Here is a 23,570-nt window from a genome sequence, read left to right as displayed (position 1 = left end):
CCTATTTTTCGTGCCCGTCCCGACCGCTTCTTTCGCGGAAGGCTGCGGAGATCGGGTTCTGGGCGCCTTTTTGCCGGGAATAGGAGACGAGAGCAGGGACACATACAGCCTGGTCGCTGGAAAAATAGGTGACTGTCACTATTTTTGCCTAAAGGAGGAATCTTTGGACTACTACGTGACGGAAGGCTCGCTCCGGGAGAAGACCAATGAATGGCTTGCAAGGATCAAATTATACAACCGGCACCGGATGAAGATACGCAAGGGCGGAGCGGCTCTGATGGTCATCGATATGCAGAAGTACTTCTTGGATCCGTCGTCTCCCTCATTCATCTGCGGCGGACTCGCGATTCTTCCAAATGTCAAAAGACTCATCCGAGCGTTCAGAAGGGCCAAGCGCCCGGTGATTTACACGCGTCACGTTCACCATCCGGACCGGATTGATGCCGGCATTATGGAGTGGTGGTGGGAAGGAATGTGCGTTGAAGGCACCCCGGAGAGTGAGGTTCATGAAGATATTTTCCCTCGCAGGAATGAGAAAGTAGTCCTGAAACACAGATATTCTGCGTTCTACAATACCGACCTGGAAACCATTCTTCGCTGTCTCAAGATTGAAGACCTTGTGATCTCGGGCATCATGACAAATATGTGCTGTGAATCCACTGCACGGGATGCATACTATCGTGACCTGAGAGTTTTCTTCCTGGCCGACGGGACGGGGACCATAAATGAGGAGATGCACCTGGCGAGTCTCCTCAATCTCTCGCTTGGGTTTGCCTACGTAACGACTGTCAGCGATATTGTGCGGCAAGCTCAGTCGTGATCAGATGATGAGTTGCAGCAATGTCGAAAGGAGGAGTTGACCCATGGCATACACGTTTGGAGAGCTCAAGAAGAAGACTGTGGCTGAACTCAGGAAGATCGCAGACGGCGTTGAGCACGAGGCAGTGAAAGGCCATAGTCAGATGCACAAGGATGTCCTTCTGACAGCCCTCTGCAAGGCTCTTGGGGTTACTGTCCACGAGCGCCATGAAGCAGTTGGCATCGACAAAAGAGCCATGAAGGCACAAATTAAAGAGCTTAAGAAAAAACGGGATGAAGCTCTTTCTGCCCACGATCATCCCCAGCTCAAGACTGTTCGGCGGAAGATTCACGATCTGAAAAGAGCGATACGGAAAGCCGCGTACTAGAAACTAGTTGGAACAAATCGGCTTGAGTCGCCGTAGTCCTGTGCAGTTCACAAACCATAGGAGGTGTCGTATGAGGAGGGGAAGGTGCTGCAAACTGGTCGTTCCGATTGTAGCTTCGTTGGTTGTCGTGGTTCTTGCTTCGCTTTGCCTGGCGGCAGAACCTAAGCTGATCCCGCGCCAGACAATCTTTGGAAATCCAGTCAAAGCTGGGCCACAGATTTCACCCGACGGGACGCGGCTCTCGTATCTTGCTCCAGTCAACAACGTGCTTAATGTATGGGTTAGGACTATCGGCGCTCAAGATGATAAGGCCGTTACAAAGGACACAAATCGTGGCATTCGCATTTACTTTTGGGCGGCAGACGGAAAGCACATTCTCTATCTTCAGGACGTCGGCGGCAATGAGAACTGGCGTCTTTATGGAGTAAACCTCCAGTCAAGTGAGATTCGCGAGCTCACACCGTTCGAAAACGTCCAGGTGCAGATTGTGGCGCGAGACAAGCATTTCCCGAACGAGCTTCTGATCGCGATGAACAAAGAAAATCCCCAGGTTCATGATGTGTATCACCTCGACCTCGCTACCGGAGAGCTCAAGCTCGTCGCGAAAAACCCTGGTAACGTGGCGGGCTGGGTAATTGACAGAAATTTCAAGGTTCGAGGCGCCACGGCATCCACGCCTGAAGGCGGATTCGATCTCCTTATCCGGGACAATGAGCAGTCGGACTGGAAGAAATTGCTTACATGGGACTCTGAGAATAGCCTCACAAGCGGCGCCTTTGGTTTTTCCAAAGACGGGAACTACCTCTTCCTGATTGATTCAAGAGATGTCAATGCGGGCCGGGTTGTGAAGATGGAGATCTCAACAGGGAAGATACAGGTGATTGCAGAGGATCCCCAGTATGATGCCAGCGATGTGATGATTAGTCCTGATACTTACGAAGTGCAGGCAGTTGAGTTTACAAAAGAGCGGAAGAGCTGGACAGTGATTGATAAATTGATAAAAGCTGATTTCGACAAGATTGCGAAGCTTGACAGGGGCGATTTTTCGGCTTACTCCAGAGACGATGCCGACGGCACGTGGATTGTAGGATTTTCGGCAGATGACGGACCCGTCTCTTACTTTGCCTACGATCGAAAGAAACAAAGCGGGACCTTTCTATTTGACAACCGGCCCGAGCTCAACAACTACACGCTTGCACAGATGGAGCCGGTATCGTTCAAATCCCGCGACGGTCTTACAGTCTATGGGTACCTCACCTACCCATTGGGCAAGGACAAGAAGAATCTGCCGTTGGTGCTCAATGTTCATGGCGGCCCATGGGCCCGCGACTTGTGGGGATATAACCCGGACGCTCAGTGGCTGGCAAACCGCGGCTATGCCTGTCTCCAAATCAATTTCAGAGGTTCCACAGGATATGGCAAGAGCTTCGTGAATGCCGGGGACCACGAGTGGGGCGGGAAAATGCACGATGACCTTGTGGACGGCGTGAAATGGGCAATCGCGCAGGGTATCGCGGATCCAAAGAAAGTCGCAATATACGGCGGCTCCTATGGCGGCTACGCTGCCCTTGTAGGAGCTACATTCACTCCCGATCTGTTCTGCTGTGCGGTGGATATTGTTGGCCCGAGCAATCTTCTGACCTTCATTCAGTCCGTCCCTCCTTACTGGTCTTCACTTCGTTCTCTTTTCTACAAGAGAATCGGAAATCCCGATACAGAGCCGGATTTCTTGAAGGCCCGTTCACCGCTTTTCAAAGTAGATCAGATCAAGATTCCGATGCTGATTGCCCAGGGTGCGAATGATCCGCGAGTCAAGCAGGCGGAGTCCGAGCAAATCGTCGCGGCAATAAAGGCAAGGGGAATCGAGCATCAGTATATGCTTTTCCCGGACGAAGGCCATGGATTCGCCAAACCGGATAACCGTCTGAGATTCTACGCCGCTGCCGAGAAGTTTCTTGCGAAGTACCTCGGCGGAAGATATGAGGAGTAAGCGGTAAGCACGTTGCGGCAAATCGAGTGTGGTGCTCTGAGCGGCCGGGACCCCTTGAAGATCAGGAACAAGGATCCCGGCCGCCAGCTGCTGGATGGCGGTTTTCTCCTTAAGAGCTTGGCTCCCGGGATTGCGCCGTGAAACACTCATCCCAAGCGATCGAGACCGGACACACCGCCGGGCGATCGCTGCCAACTAGACTGTTCTACACTGTGGCGACGCTCATCGTTGTCCTCCATGTCTATGCAGCTTTCTACCCGTCTTCGCTGAATTGGGGATTCCACGCCCTGGCGTTCTTCAGCTTGCCCGCGAAGCTCGTGTGGATACTGCTTGCACTTCTCATCTTGGTTCCCCCGTCGCGACGATTCCTGCTTCATCTGACCGAACGCACGGTTGAACGCATCTCTCGTATCCCAAGGAGCGCCGTGTATGCAATTCTTCTTGTATGTTGGGCCGCCCTCTGCTGGTTTGCGCATACCCGATGGTATCTGCTCGGTGATGGGCAGTTGACGCTGCGGGACGTAGCTCGGGCCGTCACCCTAAATGCGCCCCCGCCAGTGCAGTTCAGAACTGAACCACTTTCGATTTTCATAAATGTTCAGCTCTTCAAGATGCTGTCCAGGCTCGGCGGAGCGGATGTCGTAATGGCTTTCAGAATCATTGGAGTCGTATCTGGCGTCGCCTTCCTGCTGACCATTTTCCTGCTTATCCGGAGATTGACTGAAAACACAACAGAGAGAATTCTCCTGGGAGCCTTCATCCTTTTTGCCGGAAGCAGCCTGCTGTTTCTTGGATATGCAGAGGATTACACGATTCTGTATGCGGTTCTGTTCGGCTATTTGGTTCTCAGCTATTCCTTTCTGCGCGGCGGATGCAGCCTCGTCCTGCCTTCGATTGCCTTTGCAGTGATGGTAACGCTTCACCTGGGTGCGATCTTCTTCGCTCCGTCCTTGCTCGTTCTTCTTTACGTTCAATTCAGGAAGAAATGGCATCAGGGGCTTTTTGCCGTTGGGACGGCGGCCGTGGTTGGTCTGGTTGTGCTCATGTTGATCGGTTACCAACCACTCAAACTGTTCAAGGTACTGGGCGGCGGTGGGTCGTATCTCATACCTCTGGCCAAGGTTTCCAATCCGAATCAGAATTTTCCGTTCCTGTCGTGGCAGTACTTTCTGGAACAGTTCAATCTTCAGATCCTGGTTTCGCCATTTGCCTTGCTTCTTCTCATTATCTTTGTTGCAGGCTCCCGCAGGGAAATTCGTTGGACTGCGCCGCCACTCTTCTTTCTCATTGTTGCTGCCCTCTGCGGCTGTGCATTCGTTGCTGTTGCGAATCCGAACCTGGGTTTGAGCCGGGACTGGGATCTATTCTCCTTTAACCTTCTTCCGTTGATCTTTCTTGTTGCCGTGGTCTATGGGCGACATGTGAAGCTTGAAGGCAAGAAGGAGCTCCTCTTCACCGCGGCGTGTCTTACTTTGCTCCACACAATCCCATGGGTGACGTTGAACACCTCCGAGAACAAATCCCTGGCCCGTCATCGGATCCTGCCGGATGAACGCCTGTGGGGAGAGTCTGCCCGTCTTTCAAACCTGGATGAGCTCGGCGCCTACTATCGCAACAAGAGCATGTACAAAGAAGCACTCGAAGCGTACCGGGGGTACCTGGCGATCAATTCAGGAAATCCGAGGACCTATCAGTCGATTGCAACCGTTTATCAATTCATGGGAGACAAGGAACAGCAGAGGCTTGCTCTTGAAGAGGCAATCAGACGGGGCTGGCGAGGCGCCGAAGCATTCATTGATCTCGGCATGCTTGTCTGGGATAGGCATGAAATCGACCGTGCCATCGAGTTAACAAGCAAAGGATTGGCAATCAATCCAGGGCTGAGTCCGGGATACCACAACCTCGGCGTGTTCTATTTGTACGGCCGCCATGATTTCAAGAATTCCCTGGACAATTTCGAAATGGCAATTGAGGCGGATCCGGAAGACACTACTGCCTACAAGGGAGCAGCAATCTCTGCATACTTCACCCAGGATCTTGAAAAAGCAAGAATCTATGCCAGGAGATACTTGGAGGATGTTCCCAGCGATCCGGAGGCCCTGCAGCTCGTGAGCCTGCTCGACCAGGCGCCCCGGCAGCGGCCCGGTCAGAGGTAGCCTCCTCATCGACCAATATCGTTATCCGGGCATAATTGGTATTCATCAAGGGCTTGCTTGGCGCATGAACTTGGCTTCGGCCCAAGCCATGATCTGTCCCTCACAGGTCAACTCAGCTTTCAATCCGTACAGCGGCGGCTTGGCGGACAGCATCCATGCTCTGAGCCCCAAGATGGTCCGGCAGGACACTGGCTGCAAGAATCTCACCCTCAGGTCTCCCGTGACTGCTCGGATGCCATTGTGAAAAAGACAGTGCGTCATGGCTGCGTCGAGCAGCGCGGAGATTATCCCGCCGTGGAGGATGCCATCATATCCCTGAAGCCATTGGTGAGGCTGAAAAGTAGTCTTAACGGCGTCACCATCAGCTCGGAAAGCGAGCTTGAGTGACCAGGGGTTTTCTCGTCCGCAGAACAGACATTGGCTATGGCCATTCCGGGCACTGATGCTTTCGGGATCCTCAGTGGTCACAGACATTCTCTCCAACACCGAGTGTGCCTGTAAGGTAATCAGAGATTAGCTTTTCCGGCGTTTCTGCAGGTGCTCCCACCAAAACCTGAATGCCACATTCGGTGAACAATCCTTGAGCGCGCTGACCCATGCCACCGGCGATGATTATGGTCGCGCCGCGCTCCGCCAGCCAGGGAGGCAGCAGCCCTGGCTGATGTGGAGGCGCATGGATGTCCTCCCGCCTGACAAGTTTTTTCGTTGCGGTGTCCACATCAACGAGGGCAAAATGCTCGCAGTGTCCGAAATGCGTCGAGAGTATTCCATCCGCCAACGGAATCGCAATTCTCATGGGTTTTTCCTCCTTACTTGTCATGGGGTTCGCCGTCTCTTCGGCAGCTTTGACTCCGTCCAACACCGCAATGTAATTGACGATGTTGCGGATGATCTCAGCCGTTGGGGTCGCCGCGTAGTGGTGAACGAAAGCCCGGGCACGAGAACGGTGCCGCCGCCGATTCCTAGTAGACCTCCCAGCACACCGGCCAACAGACCGGCGGTCAGAACCAACGCGAGGTTAATCAATTATTCTCCCCCGCCGATATGAATCTCCATCCATTCCAGGCTTAGATGCCATGACGCCTCCCGTATGTCACACCCAACAGGCAAGATGGTCCCATAGCTGTCTAATATCCTTTGCGGATGGCGCTTCGGTTTCCACTACCGCCCGCTCCCGCATCTGGGCCAATGTCACGCCGTGGTCATACCGGATACGGCCCGCGATCTGCGCGCCCGCCTGGCGCGCCTTGTCCTCAATGCGGTCCGTCATCTCGGGGTTGAGGTCCCATTTGTTCACACAGATCGCGGTTGGAATGTTGAAATGCCGCGTCAGGGAAAGAACCCTCTCCAAATCGTGTTCCCCGGAAACTGTGGGCTCCGTGACAACCAGCACCAGCGTTGCGCCGGTCACCGAGGCGATGACGGGGCAACCGATCCCGGGCGGACCGTCCACGATGATCAGAGAACGATGTTCCTCCTCGGCGATACGGAGGGCTTCCCGGCGGACCGTGGAGACCAGTTTGCCGGAGTTCTCGGCTGCCACGCCCAGTCGGGCGTGAACCATGGGACCACAGCGTGTTCTTGAAACATACCATTCACCGTTAACCACCGGGCCAAATTCTATCGCATTCTCTGCACAGAACCACGCGCAGACGCCGCAGCCCTCGCAGCCGATGGGATCGATACGGAAGGTTTTGTCCACCCGGCCGTTGCCGTGACCGTCGAAAGTAATTGCATCGAAGTTACAGAGTTCCTCGCGTTTGCCACAGGCAATGCAATGACCGGGTTTGATCCTTGCTTTTTTGCCTCCGGTGAATTTTGCGCGGCGGATGACATCGGGCGCCAGAACCAAGTGCAAGTCTGCCGCATCTACGTCACAGTCTGCTATAACCGGCCGGTTTGCAAGCACAGCGAACGACGCCGTTACACTGGTCTTGCCCGTCCCTCCCTTGCCGCTGATGATAACGAGTTCCTTCATGTGCATTCCTTCATTCATGTATTTGCATTCATCATTGTGGGGCGGGATGCTACTGCCTGCTGTCAAAGGCCTGGCGGAGATCCTCGATGAGATCCTCGACATCCTCGATCCCAACCGAAAGGCGGACCAAACCATCTGAAATGCCGACGGCCTCCCTTTCTTGCTGCGGTATTCCGGCATGGGTCATGGATGCCGGATGTTCGATCAGTGTCTCCACGCCGCCCAGTGAAACGGCAAGCGTGGCCAATCTCAGCCTGTCCATCAATCGCCGTCCTGCGTCGAGGCCCCCGCGCATTTCAAAACTGATCATGGAGCCGAATCCCAGCATCTGCTTTTTCGCAAGTTCGTGCTGTGGATGGGATGGCAGCCCGATATATCTTGTCCAAGAGATTTCCGGCCGCGACTCGAGCCATTGGGAGAGAATTTGAGCGTTCTTCTGGGAGCGCTCCACCCGGAGCGAAAGGGTTTTCAGCCCCCGGTGTACAAGATACGCCTGATGCGGATCCATGTTGCATCCCGTCAGGATCATGATTTCCCGGAGCCGGCAATGGATTTCATCCGTCCGCGCCACCAGAATTCCCCCCACCACATCCGCATGCCCGTTGATAAACTTGGTGACGGAATGCAACACCACGTCGGCGCCAAGAACCAATGGCTGTTGCAGGCAAGGCGATGCAAATGTGCTGTCCACCGCAAGCAGTGCCCCGTGGGCATGAGCGAGATCGGCCATGGCTTGAATATCCGTGATTTGCATCATTGGGTTCGACGGGGTTTCGACATAGATTAGCCTCGTTTCCGCCCGTAGGGCATGATGGACGTTTTCCGCATCAGAAGTATCCACGAAGGTTGATCGCCCCCCGAATCGCGAAAGATGCTTTTCCATCAATGTGCGGGAAGGACCGTACACCGATGCGGTGCTTACTGCATGGTCGCCCTGCTGCAGCAAGGCAAGGCACGCCGTCGTCACAGCACTCATGCCGGAGCTCGTTGCGACGCCCCCAACGCCTCTTTCAAGCTGCGCCACGCACTTCTCCAAGGCGGCAATGGTGGGATTCCCGATCCTCGTGTAGATATACCCGTCCACTTTCTTCGAAAACCGATCCGCGCCGTTCTGGGCGTTGTCGAACGAAAAAGTCGACGTTTGGTATATTGGAGTGACGACGCTCCCAAAGGGATCCTTCGCCATTCCTGCATGGACCAGCTTTGAATTTATGCCGAGATGCTTTGCGTCCACGGTATCCTCCTGAATCACCTGATCGTTGTCGTTTTTCTTTCAGTATGGCCGGCGGAATCAGGCACCCTTATCACCGCGCCATACCGAAGCATAGTCTTTGTGCAGTCATCCCCTATCAGTACTTCTTTTCGCTATGTGTTGCCCAATGATCCAACGTGGAAGACAGAGAGACAAATGATCTCCGATACTCCGGAAGCGCATCAACAACGAGCCCGCCGCGGGAATACGTTTCGGCGATCCGCCGGTCATCCGGAATTTCCAGGAGAATGGGAATGTCTTTCTTCACGCAGAACGCATGCACCCGGCCATCGCCGATCCCAACCCGGTTGACGACCACGCCTAACGGAATTCGGAGTTCGCGCACCATATCCACGGCCAGTTTCAGATCGTGCAGGCCGAAGGGCGTCGGCTCTGTGACGAGCACGACGAAATCCGCTCCCCGGAGTGTCGCGATCACCGGGCATGACGTTCCCGGAGGCGCGTCCAGGATTGCGGGCGCGCCTTTTCTCAGTCGAGCCTTCACCGCGCGGATGAGAGGTGGGACCATGGCCACACCGACGTCAAGTCGCCCCTGGATCAGAGTGATGTTCTCCGCCTGGACCGTCTCGACAACTCCTATGCGGTTATCAGCTTCGTGAATGGCCTTCTTGGGGCATACCATCGCGCATCCCCCGCAGCCGTGACATATCTCGGGGAAGACGAGCGTCTCGGTCCCGAATGAGACGATGGCGTGGTATGCGCAGAAACGGCCGCACTCACCGCAACCGTCGCAAAGGGATTCATCGACTTGCGGGACCGGAATGCTGACGGTTTCCGCTTCGCGTGTGGTGCCCCTGAGAAACAGGTGGCAATTCGGCTCTTCCACGTCGCAGTCCAGAAGCTGCACGGGAGAGCCAAGCGCCTTTGCCAGGTTAAGGGAGACCGTCGTCTTGCCGGTTCCGCCCTTGCCTGAAGCGACCGCAAGAATCATGAGGTGCCACCGCCCGCGTAACCCCGACGGCCGCGTTGTCGAGCCGTTTCCCCGCCAAGATGAAGCACATTGCCTTCGCGGCGCACCAGTTCAACCACGCTTAGCCCAATGCCCTTCAACGTCAGCGGCCTTTGCCTCGGTTAGTTTCCCCGCGCGGTATCGCTCAAGAGCCACGGCCACCGTGGGGGAATCGGTGTTGAAAATCTTGATTCCGGCCGCCAGGAGCACACGAAACGCTTTCGGGCCGCAATGCCCGGTCACGAGCGCTTTCGCTCCCAACCTGGCCACGGTTTCCGCCGATTGGATTCCCGCCCCCTGAGCCGCGTTCAGGTTCTGCTGGTTGTCCACCACCTCGAAGTTCTCGCTATCCAGATCGTAAACGAGAAACTTGGGGGCCCGGCCAAACCGGCTGTCCAACGGGCCATTCAGATTATTACCCGAAGTTGTGAAGATGATTTTCATTGTCACCCCCTCATTCAATTGTAGGCGGTCTTGATCTCCTCCATTCTGCGTCCGTTACTGGATTGGCTTCAATCTGTCTGAGGCGGGCAGGTGGCGTTCATTCCGCCGCGGTTCTCGTTTCGATTTCATCGAGACACTTCTTGATGAAGTCCAGTTCCGACTGCAAGGCATCGGCTTGGTTCTTCAGCACCTTCTTCTCCGTTTCCGGGTCAGGCTGCTGGTACGGCATCGGGTATCCGTGAGGCATGGCGTAGGAACCAAACCTCAACCATCCCGGCTGACCAGTGGCGTAGAACCAATGCCGCCATCCACGTCCACCGCCGCCGAAGCCCCAAGAGCCTCGCCCGCGTCCGAAGGCAATGCCGGAACCGCATCCTGGCATTGGATTCGCGTACCCAGGCATTCCGAAACCTACGCAGTACCCGGCCGAGCGGCCGGTCATTGGGCCAATTCCCATCGGTCCGGTTCGATCTCCTCCTGGCATTTTCGTATCCTCCTCTCTCAAAGATTGACTGCTATTCCCTGCTCATCGCGGCCCCGCACTTCGGACACTTACGCTCGACGCAGGGTACACCACGTTCGTGTGGTTCCCTCTGCCCGCATTTAGGGCACACGCAGGTACCGGTCGGTCCGGCGGCTTTGGGGCCCCCCATCCGACCGGGTCTTTGTCCACCTCGCCCCTGACCTCGACCGCCTCCTCCGCCCTGACCCCGGTCCCCGCCTTGTTCCATCCCACCACCTTTTCTTCCGTTCATAACGTAATCCTCCCGGTGTAGGCCATACGTTCCCCCGAGCCGCCTTCGCCCGCAGCAGCCCGGCATTGCAAAGACATTCCAATCAAGGTCCCCAGTGAGCCAAGCCCCGATGATTTCTTGCAGGCTGCCGGCCATGAAAGGAACAACCCGGATGCCGTAGGCAGCGACCATTTCATGCAAGGGTTTAGATATCGCACCGCAAACCAGGATGCCGACGCCCAGTTCTGCAAGACGAAGTGCCTTCTGAGCTGGCAGATCGTCTGTGATCGTCTCTTGCGTCTCGCGGACAACCTGTCCGTCCTCGGTCTCCACAAGGCGAATCTGGCCCGCCACATCGAAGACCGGCGCGATTCGATTGTTCCAGGCTGCGAATGCCGCTTTCATCATCCGATTCTCCCGTTCGTCCTTCTCTAGCGAAGGAAAGCATTTGTCGTGCCAGGATGAGACGAGCCGTGGAATCCGCGACAATACATTGAAAGATAGAGAGTTATGAATCTCATTGAGGGGATAGTTTTGGGCTATACAGTAGTAAGATTGCTACTGTGGGAGGCAAGGCCAGGTGCACTGACGCTACTATTCTTGGGGGGAGCGGCCGTTCCGCCTGGGAAGGGAAATGCCCAGCTTCTTTATCCTGCGGAAGAGCGTGGTCTTGTGAATGCCAAGCTCCCTGGCCGCAGCGGACCGATTGCAGCGGTTTCGATCCAGGGCGGCGCGTATTGCTTGGGCGTCAACAAGATCGTGGGCTGATCGCACGCTAAGGTCCGCGCCTGTCGTCATGCTGTGCGCCGTCAACTCCTCGGGCAGATGCCCGATGCCGATGAGACCTTGCTGGCAGATGACAAATGATCGTTCGATGACATTCTCCAGTTCGCGCGCGTTGCCGGGCCAATCATAAGCCATGAGCAAGGAAAGCGTCTCGGCCGCGATCCCCTGGATAGACTTACGCTGCAGACGGTTGAATCTCTCAATGAACTGATCTACCAGAAGCGGGATATCCTCCTTGCGCCGTCGAAGTGGTGGCAGCTCCACGCGAAGCACATTCACGCGGTAGTAGAGGTCCTCCCGGAATGCACCCTTGCGCATCTGTACCGCCAAATCCCTGTTGCTGGCAACGATGACTCTGACGTCCGCCGTCTCGGAGCGGGTCGCTCCGAGCGGGTCATACCTATGGTCTTGCAGTACCCGCAGGAGCCTCACCTGGAGCGCCGGACTCACGTCGCCGATCTCGTCGAGGAACAGAGTCCCACCCCGTGCCATGGCAAACCGTCCAGGCTTGTCCTTGTTTGCCCCTGTGAACGCGCCAGCCTTGTAGCCGAAGAGTTCGGATTCGAGAAGAGTATCCGGTAATGCCCCGCAATTGACCGGTATGAATGGGCCGTCCCGCCGTGGGCTAAGCTCGTGAATAGTACGCGCTATCAGTTCCTTGCCCGTCCCGGTTTCCCCGAGAATAAGGACCGTACTGGGACTGACGGCAATGACGGGCACGGCCTCGAATACCCTTTGCATCAGAGGGCTGCGGCTTGCGAGGTCGCCAACTCGGAATCGACCCTCGAGTTCCCGGCGCAAGGCCTCAACCTCAGACAGGTCCCGGAAGGTCTCCGCTCCACCGACCACGCGGCCTTCGGTATCCCGCAACACGGCCGTGGAGATGCTGATGGGAATGCGGTTCTCGTCCGCGTCGATGATGTACCCGGACTTGCCGATGATGGGTTTACCCGTTTTGAGCGTTCGCTGAAGAGCGCAGCCGGCGCCGCACATACTGGAGCGGAATACCTCGGAGCAGCGCCGACCCATCGCCTCCGAGCGCACCACACCTGTGATGTCTTCGGCAGCCCGGTTGAACGATGTGACGCGCCAATCCAGATCCACCGTGAAAACACCGTCCGAGATGCTCTCGAGAATAGTTTCCTCCGGTGTCAAGACGGCGGGCTTCCTGATCTTCTTGCGTTTCCTCATCCTGACGATCCCTGTAAGAGCCGATCTTGGCTCTCCAATTCGGAAATGATTTCGACCGGCTCGCCCTGCGCCTCGCGAAGCATCAAAGCTGCTCCCCTCAGCTCATAGTCGCTCTGATGCGCTCCTCCTGAGTCATCGCCGCGAGGCGTTTGATCTCATCAACGTTCAGCTGAAGTCTCTTGGGGCCGGCAGTCAATCTATTCAGATTATTTGCCCTTCTTCTTCGAACATCTCAAACAAGCGCCTCTGACTTCCACTTGCGTCTTTTCCGCTCTTCCCAACATCTTCGCAGTGTCCGGAATCTTCAATTGGTCAAACTGCTTGCTGCAAAAGTCACGGGTCATTCCACACTTCGTGCAGATGAAGTGATGGTGAGAACCCATATTCGCGTCAAATCGCATTCTCCCGCGAGGAGGTCCTATGGTGGTTATGATCCCGAGATCCAGCAGCGACCATAGTGTTCTATACACCGTGTCCAGCGACACCGTGGGGACTCTTTCGCGAACGCCCTTGCAAATCGTCTCTGCATCCGGATGGTCAACGGATATCGCTACCTCGCGGAAAATCTCCAGGCGCTGGTGCGTTAGCTTAACGCCGGAACGTGTGAATCGTTCCTTGAGGTAATTCATTCGATGTTGCAGTTCTTTCTGCCAAAGCTTATTGTCGTGAGTCTCCGAGGTCGGTTTCATTCGTAAATAGGAATGTATAGCGAAGTAATTTTGTTGTCAAGTGCCATTCTTCGACAGGCAGCCGGAGTTCCTGAAGTCTTGTTCGCCTGAAAGTCTATGCTGCTGCCGAGAAGTTCCTTGCAAAGCACCTTGGCGGAAGGTATGATGGGCAAGTAGTAATCACTGGTGGCACGCGGTTAGAGATGAAACCGGGCGTTGCACTCTACTGCCCACCCAATACAGAGCATGACGTACTTAACACTGGGTCGGATATCCTCAAGTACGTATATGTGGTGGCTAAGACGAGTTGAGACACCCGGAGAAACCATCTTCATACTTTGTACCATGGGTAGAACGGCGTATTCTTGAGATTCGTTTATGAACGCTTCTAAACCTCCCTATTCAAACATGAAGAAATTGTTTTCCTCCCTGTTCATTGGGGCTTTCCTCTCAGCGATTTTTATTGCCTCATGCGACGTGCACACCGATGCCCAGGCAGAGGCAAGGGCCTATTGCCCGCTCTGCATCTTTCTGCTCTCTTGTTGCGACCCGCCCGCTTCGCCCATTGGATCTGTCTGGCGGCCTGCTTTCACCAGTCTCATTGCTCCTCTGTGTACTGGTTTTGTCAGTTTTTCATTCGCCTACCTGCCCCCTATTCACGGCCCTCCATTGTCTGCTTGACATTTTTCCCAATTCCAGATTCGTGTGCGGTCCTATGGCTCTGCCTTGCCGTGTCAGCCGATTGCTGATGGCTGGCAAGAGCCTGTGAGCCGGAATTTTCTCCTGTGTCCCGTGGTCGCCGCGTGGTGATGCTATTTAGTTCCCGAACGGAGGAATTGACTATGAGTAATATGAAGAATGTAACGGTTCTCTTCTTGATTCTAATTGCTTTCCCACCTGTATCTGTGTATGCGGCGGCTACAGATCTTCCCGACATCAGCGTCATAGGAGACATATCCGCGCAGACGTCAAACGACTTAGTCTCCGCAGGTAGAAACAGAGTGACTATCAGAGGGATAGAGCTTGCTCTCCAGGGGTATCTGTATCCGGAGATGCGAGCCGATGTGTTTCTGGCGATGCACCGTCACGGAGATACGTTCGAACCAGAAATCTGCGAGGCATTGGTCAGTTCCCTGCGTTTTTTCGCTGACGGGCTCGGCCTCAAAGCGGGAAGAATCCACATCGACTTTGGCAAACTGAACAAGATACATCAGCACGAACGCCCCTTTGTGGATCAGCCGCTTGCGCTTACGAATTTCTTCGGACCTCACGGCTTTGTGGGGGAGGGGGTCACGCTTGGTTACCTTTTTCCCCTGCCGTTCTTTCTTGAGGTGAATACGGGTACATGGTGGATTCCGGCAGGTCATGTCCATGAGGAGGGAGACACTGAGCCCGAAGAATCAACGGAATTCTCGCCCGCCGGACGAGTTCACACCGGTCGAATGTGGGCGGGGTTTCGGTTGGGTGACAGGGTGGAGCTCGAGATGGGTGCTAGCGGCGCAAAAGGTAACGGCTCACACTATCTTGAACACCAGGATGACGTAATGATCGGCGGAGCCGACCTGACCACGAGAATGTGGTTGTCAAACTATCAAAGGGTGATCTTCCAGAATGAAATAGTGCACCTGATTCGTAAAGTCCCGGTGGGACGGATTGAACGGTTGGGCCTCTGGAGTTTTCTCGGGTTCCAGTTCAACAAGCATTGGGATGGTGGATTCAGGTATGACTGGTCTGAGAATGCCTTCCCACAAAGGAAAACCGGCTCCATGGTTTCAACGGTAGGCGGGTATCGTTTCACCGAGACAACGAGGATACGGCTTCAATACGGATATGCACCATCGAGCGGAGCACATGAGGCAACACTCCAACTCGTATTCGGCATTGGTCCGCATAGTCACCCACTCCAGTAGAGGGAGGGAACACAATGACTCGGTTATTGATAGCCATGATTTCGGCAGCGGCTTTAACGGCAGGTGTTGCCCACGGAGATAGCAGACTGCGAATAGTCACCACGACGTCCGATATGGCTGACTTTGCAAGGAACATCGGCATGGATCGTGTAGTCGTCACCAGCCTCTCCCGCGGTGATCAGGACCCACATGCGGTTGAGCCGCGGCCTTCGATGGTCGTGCAACTCAAAAAGACAAACCTACTTATTCGAGTGGGAATGGATCTTGATCAGTGGGTAGAAAGCCTTATTGACGCAGCACGAAATCCCAGCGTTATGGAGGGGGCTAAAGGTTACCTTGATGCATCGTTGCCTATTGTCAAGCTGGAAATCCCGGAAGGCAGGATAGACAGCCGTATGGGCGACATACATATCTATGGCAACCCGCACTACTGGATCAGCCCTGAAAATGCCAAGCCCATTCTTAGCTCTATACTCGCCAAGATGTGCGAGATAAGCCCTTCGAACGCTGATTACTTCAGAAAGAATCACGAAGAGTATGCTAAAAGGCTCGATGCGGCGATTCACAGATGGAAAGAACGGTTGAAGCCGTATCGGGGCGCAAAAATCGTCGCATATCACAATTCATGGCCCTATTTTGCGCAATGTTTCGGGCTCGTTATCGTCGGATTCGTAGAACCAAAACCGGGCATACCGCCGACGCCGTCGCATATCGCCTCGCTCGTTGGCAAGATGAAGGCCGAGAATGTAAGAGTCATAGTCATGGAGCCATATTTCAACCTGAGAACTGCCCAGTCAATCGCGTCAAAGGCTGCCGCAAGAGTTGCGGTACTGGCTCCCTCGGTCGGCGGGCTCGAGGGAACAGACACTTACATAGATCTTCTCGACAATGACATCGCCCGACTTACAGACGCGCTCCAGGCTCCGCGATAGGAGGTGTGGCATGTTCGAGCTAATGGTGATACCGTTTGTCCTGTGCGCAGTCCTCAGCGGGATCTATGCCTATCTAGGCATCCACATTATTGAACGCCAAGTGATCTTTGTAGATCTGGCACTGGCGCAGATTGCAGCGCTGGGCGCTATGATCGGAATACTCCTTGGTGTGGGGTTGCATACTGCACCGGCGTATTTGTTTTCGTTCGCCTTTGCTCTGGCCGGTGCTGCAATTTTTGCCCTTACGCGCCTCAAGGGGAAAAGCGTCCCTCAGGAGGCGGTTATCGGCATCGTATACGTGGTCACGACCTCCGCATCGATAATCGTCCTGAGCCGAAGCCCTTCGGAAATGGAACATATCAAACACATGCTTGTCGGCAATATCCTCTTCGCTGGTTGGCAGGATGTGATAAGGCTGGCAATTATTTGCGGCGTCATTGGCCTGTTTCATGTCGCTTTCAGAAAGCCCTTTCTCACGATCTCAATAGAGCCAGACCTGGCCGAAAGACAGGGTCTCTCAATCACGTGGTGGGATTTTCTTTTCTATGTTTCCCTTGGGGTGGTTGTAACATCGTCAGTGGAAGTCGCAGGTGTTCTGCTCATCTTCTCCTATCTCGTGGTCCCTGCCGCGTGCGCAATGCTCTTGTCGTCCAGGCTTCGGACCCAATTACTTTTAGGATGGGGCGTGAGCATAATTGCCAGCCTTGCAGGACTCTTTTTCTCAGCGGCATTCGATCTGCCTACCGGTGCGGCGATCGTGTGTACGTTTGGAATCGTCTTTCTCGTAGCGATGATCGCCTCCGTCTTTCGACTTAGGTCAACTGGACGGAGAGAGCAGATATCACCATAGTCTCACGGAGGGCAAGGACGCAAAACCTCTGGCTCCCCGGGCAGGACTCGCACCTGCAACCAATCGGTTCGCAGGTGCCCGGATGCCTCCATCGGGCCCGGACTCAGCATCGGGGCGCGAGGAAGGATCGACCCGGACCGGGATCAGGGAACAGCCTTGCCTATAGAATCCTCATGTACTTTGTGGTCTTGTCAGCATAACCTGTGGCCCGTCCCTTTCTCACGATGGCCAGCCCATCGCTGAACGGGAAGGCGCCGTCATATTTTGGCCGGATGGCGAATTGTCCCGTGTTGAAGATGTAGCCCCACTTGTAATCGAGTTTTACGGAAGCCAATCCTTCATGAAAGGGGAAAGCCCGCTCAAATTGGGGCTCAATGACGATTTTCCCGCTCTTGTCTATGTACCCCCATTTGTTTTCACGTTTCACCGGTGCCAAATCCTCGGAGAAAGACAGGACATTGTCGAATTGCGGTTTGATTACGGTTTGGCCCTTTTTATCGATGAAGCCACGCTTACTGCCGATTATCACCCCGGCCAGCCCCTGGGAAAAAGACAATACTCCGGTATATTCAGGTTTGACAACGACCTGTCCTGATCTATCGATGAAACCCCACTTCTCCCCAAGCTTCACTTCGGCAAGCCCCTCGGAGAAGAGCCAGGCGTAATCGAACTGCGGCTGGATGGCAAACTTTCCGGCCTTGTCGATATACCCCCATTTGCCCCCGACTTCGACGGGTGCAAGTCCCTCGGCAAACGAAGCAGCATCCTCGAATTGAGGCGGGATTCCAAACTTTCCTTTGGTGTCGATGAAGCCCCACTTGTCCCCGCTTAGCACGGCAGCCAATCCCTCACGAAAACGCCAGGCTTCTATGAATTGGGGCTCGATGATGAACTTGCCTGCCTTGTCAATATAGCCCCACTTTTCACCGACTTTTACGGCAGCCAGGCCTTCGGTGAAGGGGGTGGCATCGTCATAGTGCGGAACGATAACCATCTTATCCGATGAATCGATATAGCCCCACTTTCCCGCTGCACACCCGCCCACACTCCAGATAATCCCCAGTATTAATGGGAGCACAGACTTGGAATTCCATGAGTATTCCCGTCTCACATTTCCCCCTTTGGCCAGAGTCCATACATTCTCCAGGATTCGATCATGGCCGATATGCAACACTGAAGTACACGATGTTCGCCTTATAGGTCAAGTCCGCGTACGCTCCGGTCAGAAAATTGCCGTTCGTTGACCCCGCGGGATATAGAAACTTGTATCCGCTGTACTGTGCGTCGTCGGAAGCAAATACCGTGTAGATGTAGCCGGCACCAAAGGACAAGGTTTTTGTGAGGTTATACGTCAACTCGCCCAGATAATACCTTGTCCTGTATCTTCCCCAGTTGGAGATATCTATGTTGTCCTGCGTTCTCCCAACACGAAGAAAGGCGATGGTATAATCAGCGCTTCCATCCGATTTGGAAGAGCTGTGCTGCAACTTCAGAGCCAGCTTCTGTGGAAGGATGTGAACGTCTGTCCCTATTCCATAGCCATAGTTTGATTCTATTTGAGCAACTTGCCACGTGTAAGAAAGGGAATCCGAGCTTCCTCCAGGATCGGCGTTCGTTCCAGTATCGAACCGTCTTTCCTGTTGATCAATCTTGGCGTGCTCGTAATCGACGTAGGCAAAAAGTCTCACTCTCTTTGCGATCAGGTAATCCCCATCCACGTTGAATTCATTCCTTTTGTCGCTCCGCACCCCAAGGATCGTCTCTTTGTGCTTCGTATCTTTGTATCTGTACCCCAGGTTGATATTGACGTTCTCCGTTGGAAAGACATCTAACATGGCCTTGTAGGCATTCCGGTCTCTGGGGGCCGCATCAAACCGTCTTTGATACCGTTCGATATTGGCGGCATCCGTGGCACCTGTGACTGTCCGTCCCACGAAAGCTCCTCTTCTCACTAGCCTCTCATAACCCATCCTGGCCACCATGAAATCCGATCCGCCCCATCGCAGTTCAGTCCCGTAGGTGTCGTCTGTGTTTGTGGGGATATCGTCCCTTTCCTCCCTCTCGATGCGGCCGTGGGTGTAAGATGTTGTGAAGTAGAAACTCGCCGGTAATTTGAAACCTAGTTCTGCTCCGTAGCCGGCCTTTCGATAATCAAACAAGTGGTTGACCAAAGTCGTTGTTCCGACTGTTGTCCTTATGCTGTCTGACTTATTCTCCCTGTTGTAGTATTTGTAGAACACCTTTCCATCCAGGAAGTAGAACGGACTGGAAGTGAACGTAGATCTGTAACTTCTGGTGTCTGTCTTCCCATCGAAAACGTATTTGCGCAAAGAAGTGACAGAGGTTCTTCCGCCGGTGACATCTGCCACGTAGGAGGTAAGAAGGTTGACGTGGGACTGCGTATTCGAAGAAGTTGCGTTGAAGCTGAGCTTGCTTCGAAATGGGAGCTTGACCGCGCCGCTCAGGCCCAGTTTGTCACAATCGTTACTTGGCGGGAGCATAAACGTATCGCTGGTCGCCGCCGTATTCTTGGTTGACGGGTTGACAAAAACCAATTCAGAGTTGTTGTTCTTGAAATTGCTGTGAATGTAGCTGAGCGAAACGAAGAAGGGGTTCCTGGCATATCCGGCTTCCAGCTTCAAATCGTCGGTCACGTAGCTGGTCGGTGCGGGAAGCTCAATGGCAGGACCTCCCGGACTGGTCCCCGCGACTCCGACCGGATATACTCCACTTCTTTCTTCCCTGTTGAGTGAGGCATCAAGAAAGAACGGTTTCAGCATTTCCAGTCTAAGGCCTCCCCCGTAGTTTTTTCTCTCCGTGGAGTAGTCAAAAGCGGTCCAGGTAGATATGTCTTTGTTCGGCGATCCGTTGGCCGGAGTCGGTGAGACATAAGTCAGGTTGGCCCCTCCGACTCCCGTGTAGAAGCTCGTTGCTCCGTAAGTGAGGTTGTGAGGAAGCTCGTTGTACTGGAGGAAAAAGCCAAGCTTTCCCCATTTCCTGCCTTCAAGGTCGTGCCTCTGAGTCTTGTACCCTACATCCTTGGCCCTGAAATCCAGATAGTATTTCTCCTTGTCAAACCTGGTCTCGACCCCGACATAGACTCCATCCTTGATATCCCGGTACTCATTGAATTTGCCCCTCTGTCCATCCGTTTCCGGAGTGATCCAGGTAACCGAAGCCTCTGTCTCAGATTTTTTCTCTTGAGCAGAAACACTCGAGAACACGATCACGCCGGAAATCATGGCGCAAACAAATATCTTCGACCTCATTGACTTTCTCCCTTATCGTACATGTCTTTCGCCTCTTGTGGACGGGGCGTTGCTTCCATGAATTGTTGTGTGGCAATTCAGACAATTTCGGGCAAACATCTTGTTTGAAGGAGTAGCTCCCTGGAAAGTCTCAAAACTGGTGTAGATCGTCCCCGGATGTCGAGTCCAGTCGTGACAGCTTTGGCAAAGCAGCGGGACTCTGCTGACCAGAAGTTTGGAAACATTGCTCCCGTGCGGGGTATGACAGCTCAGGCAATTCTCTTCCACCGGAGGATGTTCCCACATATGGGGACCTCTTTTTTCTGCATGACAGTTGTAGCAGAGTTCATTCACTTCGTTCGCCTTGATCATCTTCTGGCCAAAACCTCCGTGGTGATCGTGGCAGTCCGTGCATTTCATTTTCCCTTCTCTTATGGGATGGTGGGACTGCTTGTTTTCCTGGGATCGTATGCTCCGATGGCAGATATTGCAGAGGTCGGGCTCGGGGGCTTTCAGATTCTTCCGCGTGCCGGAATGAACCGTATGGCAGTTGTCACAAGAAACACCTTGGGCCTTGTGCTTACCTATGTCCCAGAAGGACAGGTCTTTCTGTTCACCGTGACAGGCTAGGCATTTTGCAGACTTCTCCGTGGCATCTGCGATCCTCTTGCCAAAAATAAATATCCCCACGCCTCTTTCGCCGCTTTTCTCCACATGGGCAGCCCCCGGCCCGTGGCAAGATTCGCACCCATCCTTGCTGGCTGGACTATTCGGGATTCCTTTTTGGGCGTGTGTGGACATCGAATAGTTTGCGTAGCGGTCCTCATGACAGCCTCTGCAGACTTCCACCCCGAGAACACCGTTACCTCCTCGGACTTCTGCCGGGAGAAAAGCTGCCCATAAAAAGACCAGAATCGGAAAAAAGGTTAGATGCTTATTCATCAGGCCCCCTCTTCAATTGATTGCAACAGCAGTCGTCTTCCTTTAGGGTAGATAAGAAGATCCCCGGCAAGGGGACGACGTTCTGATAGATTTTTTGGCACAATGGAAAAAGCTTTACAAAAGTACCACAACGTGGTACTATGCGTCAAGCAAAATCTTCTCGACAAACGGATCCTTACATCTTCCCCGAGGAGAGGAACAAAAATGGACAGCAAAGAATTTCAGGTTCTCCGCCAAAAACTTGAGAAAACCCAAGAACAGATGGCGCAACTCCTGGGAACATCCGTCAAGGCAATTCAAAGCTTTGAGCAAGGTTGGAGAAAGATACCGGTGCACGTGGAGCGCCAGGTGCTCTTTCTAGGCGCCCTTAAGATTGGAACCCGCAAGCGGCCTCGTCCTTGCTGGGAAATTCGCGGCTGTCCCCCTAAGACTCGAGATACCTGCCCTGCGTGGGAATTCAACGCCGGCCATCTCTGCTGGTTCATCTGCGGCACGATATGCCGGGGCAAGCCCCGGGATAACTGGTCCAAGAAAATTGTTACATGCCGGAGATGTGAAGTTTTCGCAAGGCACATGAAACACGCATAGTCCGGTTTCCCTCTAGACTGCTCATGTCGAATCATTCCATTGGCAGCAATTCCTCCAAGCGACCCTGGGAAAATGAAAACCTCTTCTGCCATGATCTCCCCTCAAGACCGCAAAAAGGAATTGGGAAAGTGTTAGTGACAGGTGCTTCCGGCTACATCGGGGGAAGATTGGTTCCGGAGCTGTTGGCCCGCGGATACCGGGTCAGAGTAATGGTAAGAGCAGCATCTCCTGTATATAAGGAGCGTTGGCCGGAGGCGGAGATCGCTGTTGCCGATGCACTTGAAATCGACCGTCTGAGAGAGGCCCTGGAAGGTGTCGACACTGCATATTATTTGATTCACTCGTTGCTTCTGGGGCCGAGAGGATTTGCATCAGCGGACATAAAGGCGGCCGCGAATTTCCGAAGGGCTGCGGAAGAGAAGAAGGTCAGAAGGATTATATATCTTGGAGGACTTGGCGATACTCAGACCCAGCTTTCGTCTCATTTGCAGAGTCGAATCCACGTAGCCGAGGAGCTGAAGCAAGGAACAGTCCCCGTGACAATCCTGCAGGCAGCGATCATCATCGGGTCCGGAAGCGCCTCGGATGAAATTATTCAACATCTGGTAAGAAGACTCCCCATAATCCCCATCCCGCGCTGGGCAAAGACAAGATGCCAGCCCATTGCCATCCGCGATGTAATCAGGTATCTGGTCGGGGTCCTGGAAACGCCTGAAGCAGCCGGCAAATCCTTTCATATCGGGGGTAATGATGTCCTAACCTATGAGGACATGTTGAAGATTCGTGCCAAAGTGATGAACAAGAAGAGACTTTTTGTCCCGTTCATGGTTTCCAACATTCGGTTCTATTCCTACGTGGGGAGCCTCCTGACGCCGGTTCCAGACCACATAACGCGCTGTTTGATTGAAGGTCTGAAGAATGAGGTCGTCTGTCAGGATAATTCCATTCGACAATTACTGCCATTCCAGCCGTTAGGCCATAAAGAGGCCATTATCAGAACAATGAATCGCGTAGAACAGGATGACATACGTACCCGCTGGTCTGACGCTTATCCACCTGCTCACGAATTGGCATTGAGACTCCATGAGTGCAAGGAGGTCCCCAAGTTCACTGCCTCTTACTCGCTGGTTACGGAGAAGGCCGCCTCTGCACTCTTTCAATCCATCTGCAAAGTTGGGGGCAGAGGGGGCTGGTTCTCCAACAACTGGATGTGGCGGCTGCGCGGAGCGGTTGACCGAATTCTGCTAGGCGTAGGAACCTCTCGCGGCCGGAGGAGCCAGACAACTTTGAAGATCAATGACGTAATAGACTTCTGGCGCACAGAGGATCTTCAGATGAATCGGCGCCTTCTGCTCCGGGCGGAAATGAAGCTCCCCGGGCGGGCATGGCTGGAATTCAATATCCAGGAAGGAGAGGGGGTCGGCCACGCCCCACTCATACAGACTGGCGAGGGGAAGAGAAGATTGTCAGTCGCCGCCCATTACTTTCCGCATGGTCTCTGGGGCGAGATATACTGGTACCTATTCCTGCCATTTCACCGCCTGCTTTTCAATGACCTGATCAAGCAGATTGAAAGACGGAGCTAAGAGGGGGATCAAGTCTTCTCGATGATAAATAGGGATCTGGTTTTCCGCGATGGAGATGTCTTCGGTTAACAGGGGTGCTCTGGATTCCGCGGTGGATCCCTATGACTAGCCTGAATTATGCACGCGTTTACTGAAAAAAGAGTGCCATCGTCCTCGGG

23 protein-coding genes are annotated in these 23,570 nt (G+C 54.1%); 11 read left to right on the top strand and 12 right to left on the bottom strand.

Going from position 1 to position 23,570, the window contains the following annotated elements; translation table 11 throughout:
- Positions 1-163 precede the first annotated feature (163 nt).
- The 4 genes from QME66_03775 to QME66_03760 all read left to right on the top strand — a co-directional run bounded on the left by QME66_03775 (position 164) and on the right by QME66_03760 (position 5,333).
- Positions 164-820 carry an isochorismatase family cysteine hydrolase gene (locus tag QME66_03775; GenBank protein MDI6808087.1) on the top strand — a complete coding sequence of 219 codons (657 nt, stop codon included), beginning with the start codon at positions 164-166 and terminating at the stop codon, positions 818-820.
- A gap of 43 nt (positions 821-863) precedes the next feature.
- A complete protein-coding gene (locus tag QME66_03770) occupies positions 864-1,187 on the top strand; it encodes a hypothetical protein (GenBank protein MDI6808086.1) in 324 nt (107 codons plus the stop codon).
- 70 nt (positions 1,188-1,257) lie between these two features.
- Entirely contained in the window at positions 1,258-3,177 is a 1,920-nt protein-coding gene (locus tag QME66_03765; protein ID MDI6808085.1) for a S9 family peptidase, read from the top strand.
- 137 nt (positions 3,178-3,314) lie between these two features.
- A complete protein-coding gene (locus QME66_03760; GenBank protein MDI6808084.1) occupies positions 3,315-5,333 on the top strand; it encodes a hypothetical protein in 2,019 nt (672 codons plus the stop codon).
- 45 nt (positions 5,334-5,378) lie between these two features.
- Here QME66_03760 and QME66_03755 read toward each other — a convergent pair whose 3' ends face one another.
- Positions 5,379-5,594, bottom strand: a complete 216-nt coding sequence (locus QME66_03755) for a thioesterase (GenBank protein ID MDI6808083.1) — start codon at positions 5,592-5,594, stop codon at positions 5,379-5,381.
- Between QME66_03755 and QME66_03750 the strand changes: the two genes are divergently transcribed.
- Positions 5,574-5,720 carry a hypothetical protein gene (locus QME66_03750; GenBank protein MDI6808082.1) on the top strand — a complete coding sequence of 49 codons (147 nt, stop codon included), beginning with the start codon at positions 5,574-5,576 and terminating at the stop codon, positions 5,718-5,720. The two genes, QME66_03755 and QME66_03750, sit on opposite strands and share 21 nt — an antisense overlap.
- A 70-nt stretch (positions 5,721-5,790) precedes the next feature.
- Here the strand turns inward: QME66_03750 and QME66_03745 are convergent, their stop codons facing one another.
- From QME66_03745 to QME66_03705, 9 genes are all read right to left on the bottom strand, one after another.
- Positions 5,791-6,129 carry a NifB/NifX family molybdenum-iron cluster-binding protein gene (locus QME66_03745; protein MDI6808081.1) on the bottom strand — a complete coding sequence of 113 codons (339 nt, stop codon included), beginning with the start codon at positions 6,127-6,129 and terminating at the stop codon, positions 5,791-5,793.
- 297 nt (positions 6,130-6,426) lie between these two features.
- Positions 6,427-7,329, bottom strand: coding sequence for an ATP-binding protein (locus QME66_03740; protein ID MDI6808080.1), 903 nt, complete (start codon positions 7,327-7,329; stop codon positions 6,427-6,429).
- Positions 7,330-7,360: 31 nt separating this feature from the next.
- Positions 7,361-8,545, bottom strand: coding sequence for an aminotransferase class I/II-fold pyridoxal phosphate-dependent enzyme (locus QME66_03735; GenBank protein ID MDI6808079.1), 1,185 nt, complete (start codon positions 8,543-8,545; stop codon positions 7,361-7,363).
- Between the two features lie 115 nt (positions 8,546-8,660).
- Positions 8,661-9,515 (bottom strand): ATP-binding protein, encoded by an 855-nt coding sequence (locus QME66_03730; GenBank protein MDI6808078.1) that lies wholly within the window; start codon positions 9,513-9,515, stop codon positions 8,661-8,663.
- Between the two features lie 90 nt (positions 9,516-9,605).
- Positions 9,606-9,977, bottom strand: a complete 372-nt coding sequence (locus QME66_03725) for a NifB/NifX family molybdenum-iron cluster-binding protein (protein MDI6808077.1) — start codon at positions 9,975-9,977, stop codon at positions 9,606-9,608.
- Positions 9,978-10,074: 97 nt separating this feature from the next.
- A complete protein-coding gene (locus QME66_03720; GenBank protein MDI6808076.1) occupies positions 10,075-10,461 on the bottom strand; it encodes a DUF5320 domain-containing protein in 387 nt (128 codons plus the stop codon).
- A 31-nt stretch (positions 10,462-10,492) separates the two neighbouring features.
- Positions 10,493-11,119: a NifB/NifX family molybdenum-iron cluster-binding protein gene (locus QME66_03715; protein ID MDI6808075.1), complete on the bottom strand. Its 627-nt coding sequence runs from the start codon at positions 11,117-11,119 to the stop codon at positions 10,493-10,495.
- Positions 11,120-11,305: 186 nt separating this feature from the next.
- Entirely contained in the window at positions 11,306-12,688 is a 1,383-nt protein-coding gene (locus tag QME66_03710) for a sigma 54-interacting transcriptional regulator (GenBank protein MDI6808074.1), read from the bottom strand.
- 206 nt (positions 12,689-12,894) lie between these two features.
- Complete coding sequence (locus QME66_03705; protein ID MDI6808073.1) at positions 12,895-13,317, bottom strand: Fur family transcriptional regulator; 423 nt, start codon at positions 13,315-13,317, stop codon at positions 12,895-12,897.
- Between the two features lie 881 nt (positions 13,318-14,198).
- Here QME66_03705 and QME66_03700 point away from each other — a divergent pair.
- The 3 genes from QME66_03700 to QME66_03690 are packed head-to-tail and all read left to right on the top strand — an operon-like array spanning position 14,199 to position 17,048.
- A complete protein-coding gene (locus tag QME66_03700; protein MDI6808072.1) occupies positions 14,199-15,266 on the top strand; it encodes a hypothetical protein in 1,068 nt (355 codons plus the stop codon).
- 14 nt (positions 15,267-15,280) lie between these two features.
- The gene (locus QME66_03695) at positions 15,281-16,198 is read left to right on the top strand and encodes a metal ABC transporter substrate-binding protein (GenBank protein ID MDI6808071.1); all 918 of its coding nucleotides are present in this window, start codon (positions 15,281-15,283) and stop codon (positions 16,196-16,198) included.
- Between the two features lie 10 nt (positions 16,199-16,208).
- Positions 16,209-17,048: a metal ABC transporter permease gene (locus QME66_03690; protein ID MDI6808070.1), complete on the top strand. Its 840-nt coding sequence runs from the start codon at positions 16,209-16,211 to the stop codon at positions 17,046-17,048.
- Between the two features lie 160 nt (positions 17,049-17,208).
- Here QME66_03690 and QME66_03685 read toward each other — a convergent pair whose 3' ends face one another.
- Together QME66_03685 and QME66_03680 are read right to left on the bottom strand one after the other, a co-directional pair.
- Positions 17,209-18,159 carry a WG repeat-containing protein gene (locus QME66_03685; GenBank protein MDI6808069.1) on the bottom strand — a complete coding sequence of 317 codons (951 nt, stop codon included), beginning with the start codon at positions 18,157-18,159 and terminating at the stop codon, positions 17,209-17,211.
- Positions 18,160-18,202: 43 nt separating this feature from the next.
- The gene (locus QME66_03680; GenBank protein ID MDI6808068.1) at positions 18,203-20,317 is read right to left on the bottom strand and encodes an MtrB/PioB family outer membrane beta-barrel protein; all 2,115 of its coding nucleotides are present in this window, start codon (positions 20,315-20,317) and stop codon (positions 18,203-18,205) included.
- A 285-nt stretch (positions 20,318-20,602) separates the two neighbouring features.
- Here QME66_03680 and QME66_03675 point away from each other — a divergent pair, with 285 nt between their 5' ends.
- From QME66_03675 to QME66_03665, 3 genes are all read left to right on the top strand, one after another.
- Complete coding sequence (locus QME66_03675) at positions 20,603-20,926, top strand: hypothetical protein (GenBank protein ID MDI6808067.1); 324 nt, start codon at positions 20,603-20,605, stop codon at positions 20,924-20,926.
- Between the two features lie 516 nt (positions 20,927-21,442).
- Positions 21,443-21,826 carry a transcriptional regulator gene (locus tag QME66_03670; GenBank protein ID MDI6808066.1) on the top strand — a complete coding sequence of 128 codons (384 nt, stop codon included), beginning with the start codon at positions 21,443-21,445 and terminating at the stop codon, positions 21,824-21,826.
- Between the two features lie 128 nt (positions 21,827-21,954).
- Positions 21,955-23,412 carry an SDR family oxidoreductase gene (locus QME66_03665; protein ID MDI6808065.1) on the top strand — a complete coding sequence of 486 codons (1,458 nt, stop codon included), beginning with the start codon at positions 21,955-21,957 and terminating at the stop codon, positions 23,410-23,412.
- The last annotated feature ends 158 nt before the right edge of the window (positions 23,413-23,570 follow it).

The organism is Candidatus Eisenbacteria bacterium, assembly GCA_030017955.1.
In the GTDB taxonomy this organism is placed as follows: domain Bacteria; phylum Eisenbacteria; class RBG-16-71-46; order JASEGR01; family JASEGR01; genus JASEGR01.
The sequence above is the reverse complement of the archived record's forward strand: the minus strand, read 5'-3'. Positions and strand labels throughout refer to the sequence as shown.

Bases quoted from the DNA above. Each gene is read 5' to 3' on its own strand.
- QME66_03765 (MDI6808085.1), top strand. From the start codon at position 1,258: ATGAGGAGGGGAAGGTGCTGCAAACTGGTCGTTCCGATTGTAGCTTCG.
- QME66_03770 (MDI6808086.1), top strand. From the start codon at position 864: ATGGCATACACGTTTGGAGAGCTCAAGAAGAAGACTGTGGCTGAACTC.
- QME66_03695 (MDI6808071.1), top strand. From the start codon at position 15,281: ATGACTCGGTTATTGATAGCCATGATTTCGGCAGCGGCTTTAACGGCA.
- QME66_03710 (MDI6808074.1), bottom strand. From the start codon at position 12,688: ATGAGGAAACGCAAGAAGATCAGGAAGCCCGCCGTCTTGACACCGGAG.
- QME66_03730 (MDI6808078.1), bottom strand. From the start codon at position 9,515: ATGATTCTTGCGGTCGCTTCAGGCAAGGGCGGAACCGGCAAGACGACG.
- QME66_03745 (MDI6808081.1), bottom strand. From the start codon at position 6,129: ATGAGAATTGCGATTCCGTTGGCGGATGGAATACTCTCGACGCATTTC.
- QME66_03700 (MDI6808072.1), top strand. From the start codon at position 14,199: ATGAGTAATATGAAGAATGTAACGGTTCTCTTCTTGATTCTAATTGCT.
- QME66_03705 (MDI6808073.1), bottom strand. From the start codon at position 13,317: ATGAATTACCTCAAGGAACGATTCACACGTTCCGGCGTTAAGCTAACG.
- QME66_03690 (MDI6808070.1), top strand. From the start codon at position 16,209: ATGTTCGAGCTAATGGTGATACCGTTTGTCCTGTGCGCAGTCCTCAGC.
- QME66_03740 (MDI6808080.1), bottom strand. From the start codon at position 7,329: ATGAATGAAGGAATGCACATGAAGGAACTCGTTATCATCAGCGGCAAG.
- QME66_03720 (MDI6808076.1), bottom strand. From the start codon at position 10,461: ATGCCAGGAGGAGATCGAACCGGACCGATGGGAATTGGCCCAATGACC.
- QME66_03715 (MDI6808075.1), bottom strand. From the start codon at position 11,119: ATGATGAAAGCGGCATTCGCAGCCTGGAACAATCGAATCGCGCCGGTC.
- QME66_03670 (MDI6808066.1), top strand. From the start codon at position 21,443: ATGGACAGCAAAGAATTTCAGGTTCTCCGCCAAAAACTTGAGAAAACC.
- QME66_03755 (MDI6808083.1), bottom strand. From the start codon at position 5,594: ATGACGCACTGTCTTTTTCACAATGGCATCCGAGCAGTCACGGGAGAC.
- QME66_03680 (MDI6808068.1), bottom strand. From the start codon at position 20,317: ATGAGGTCGAAGATATTTGTTTGCGCCATGATTTCCGGCGTGATCGTG.
- QME66_03675 (MDI6808067.1), top strand. From the start codon at position 20,603: ATGGGGACCTCTTTTTTCTGCATGACAGTTGTAGCAGAGTTCATTCAC.
- QME66_03725 (MDI6808077.1), bottom strand. From the start codon at position 9,977: ATGAAAATCATCTTCACAACTTCGGGTAATAATCTGAATGGCCCGTTG.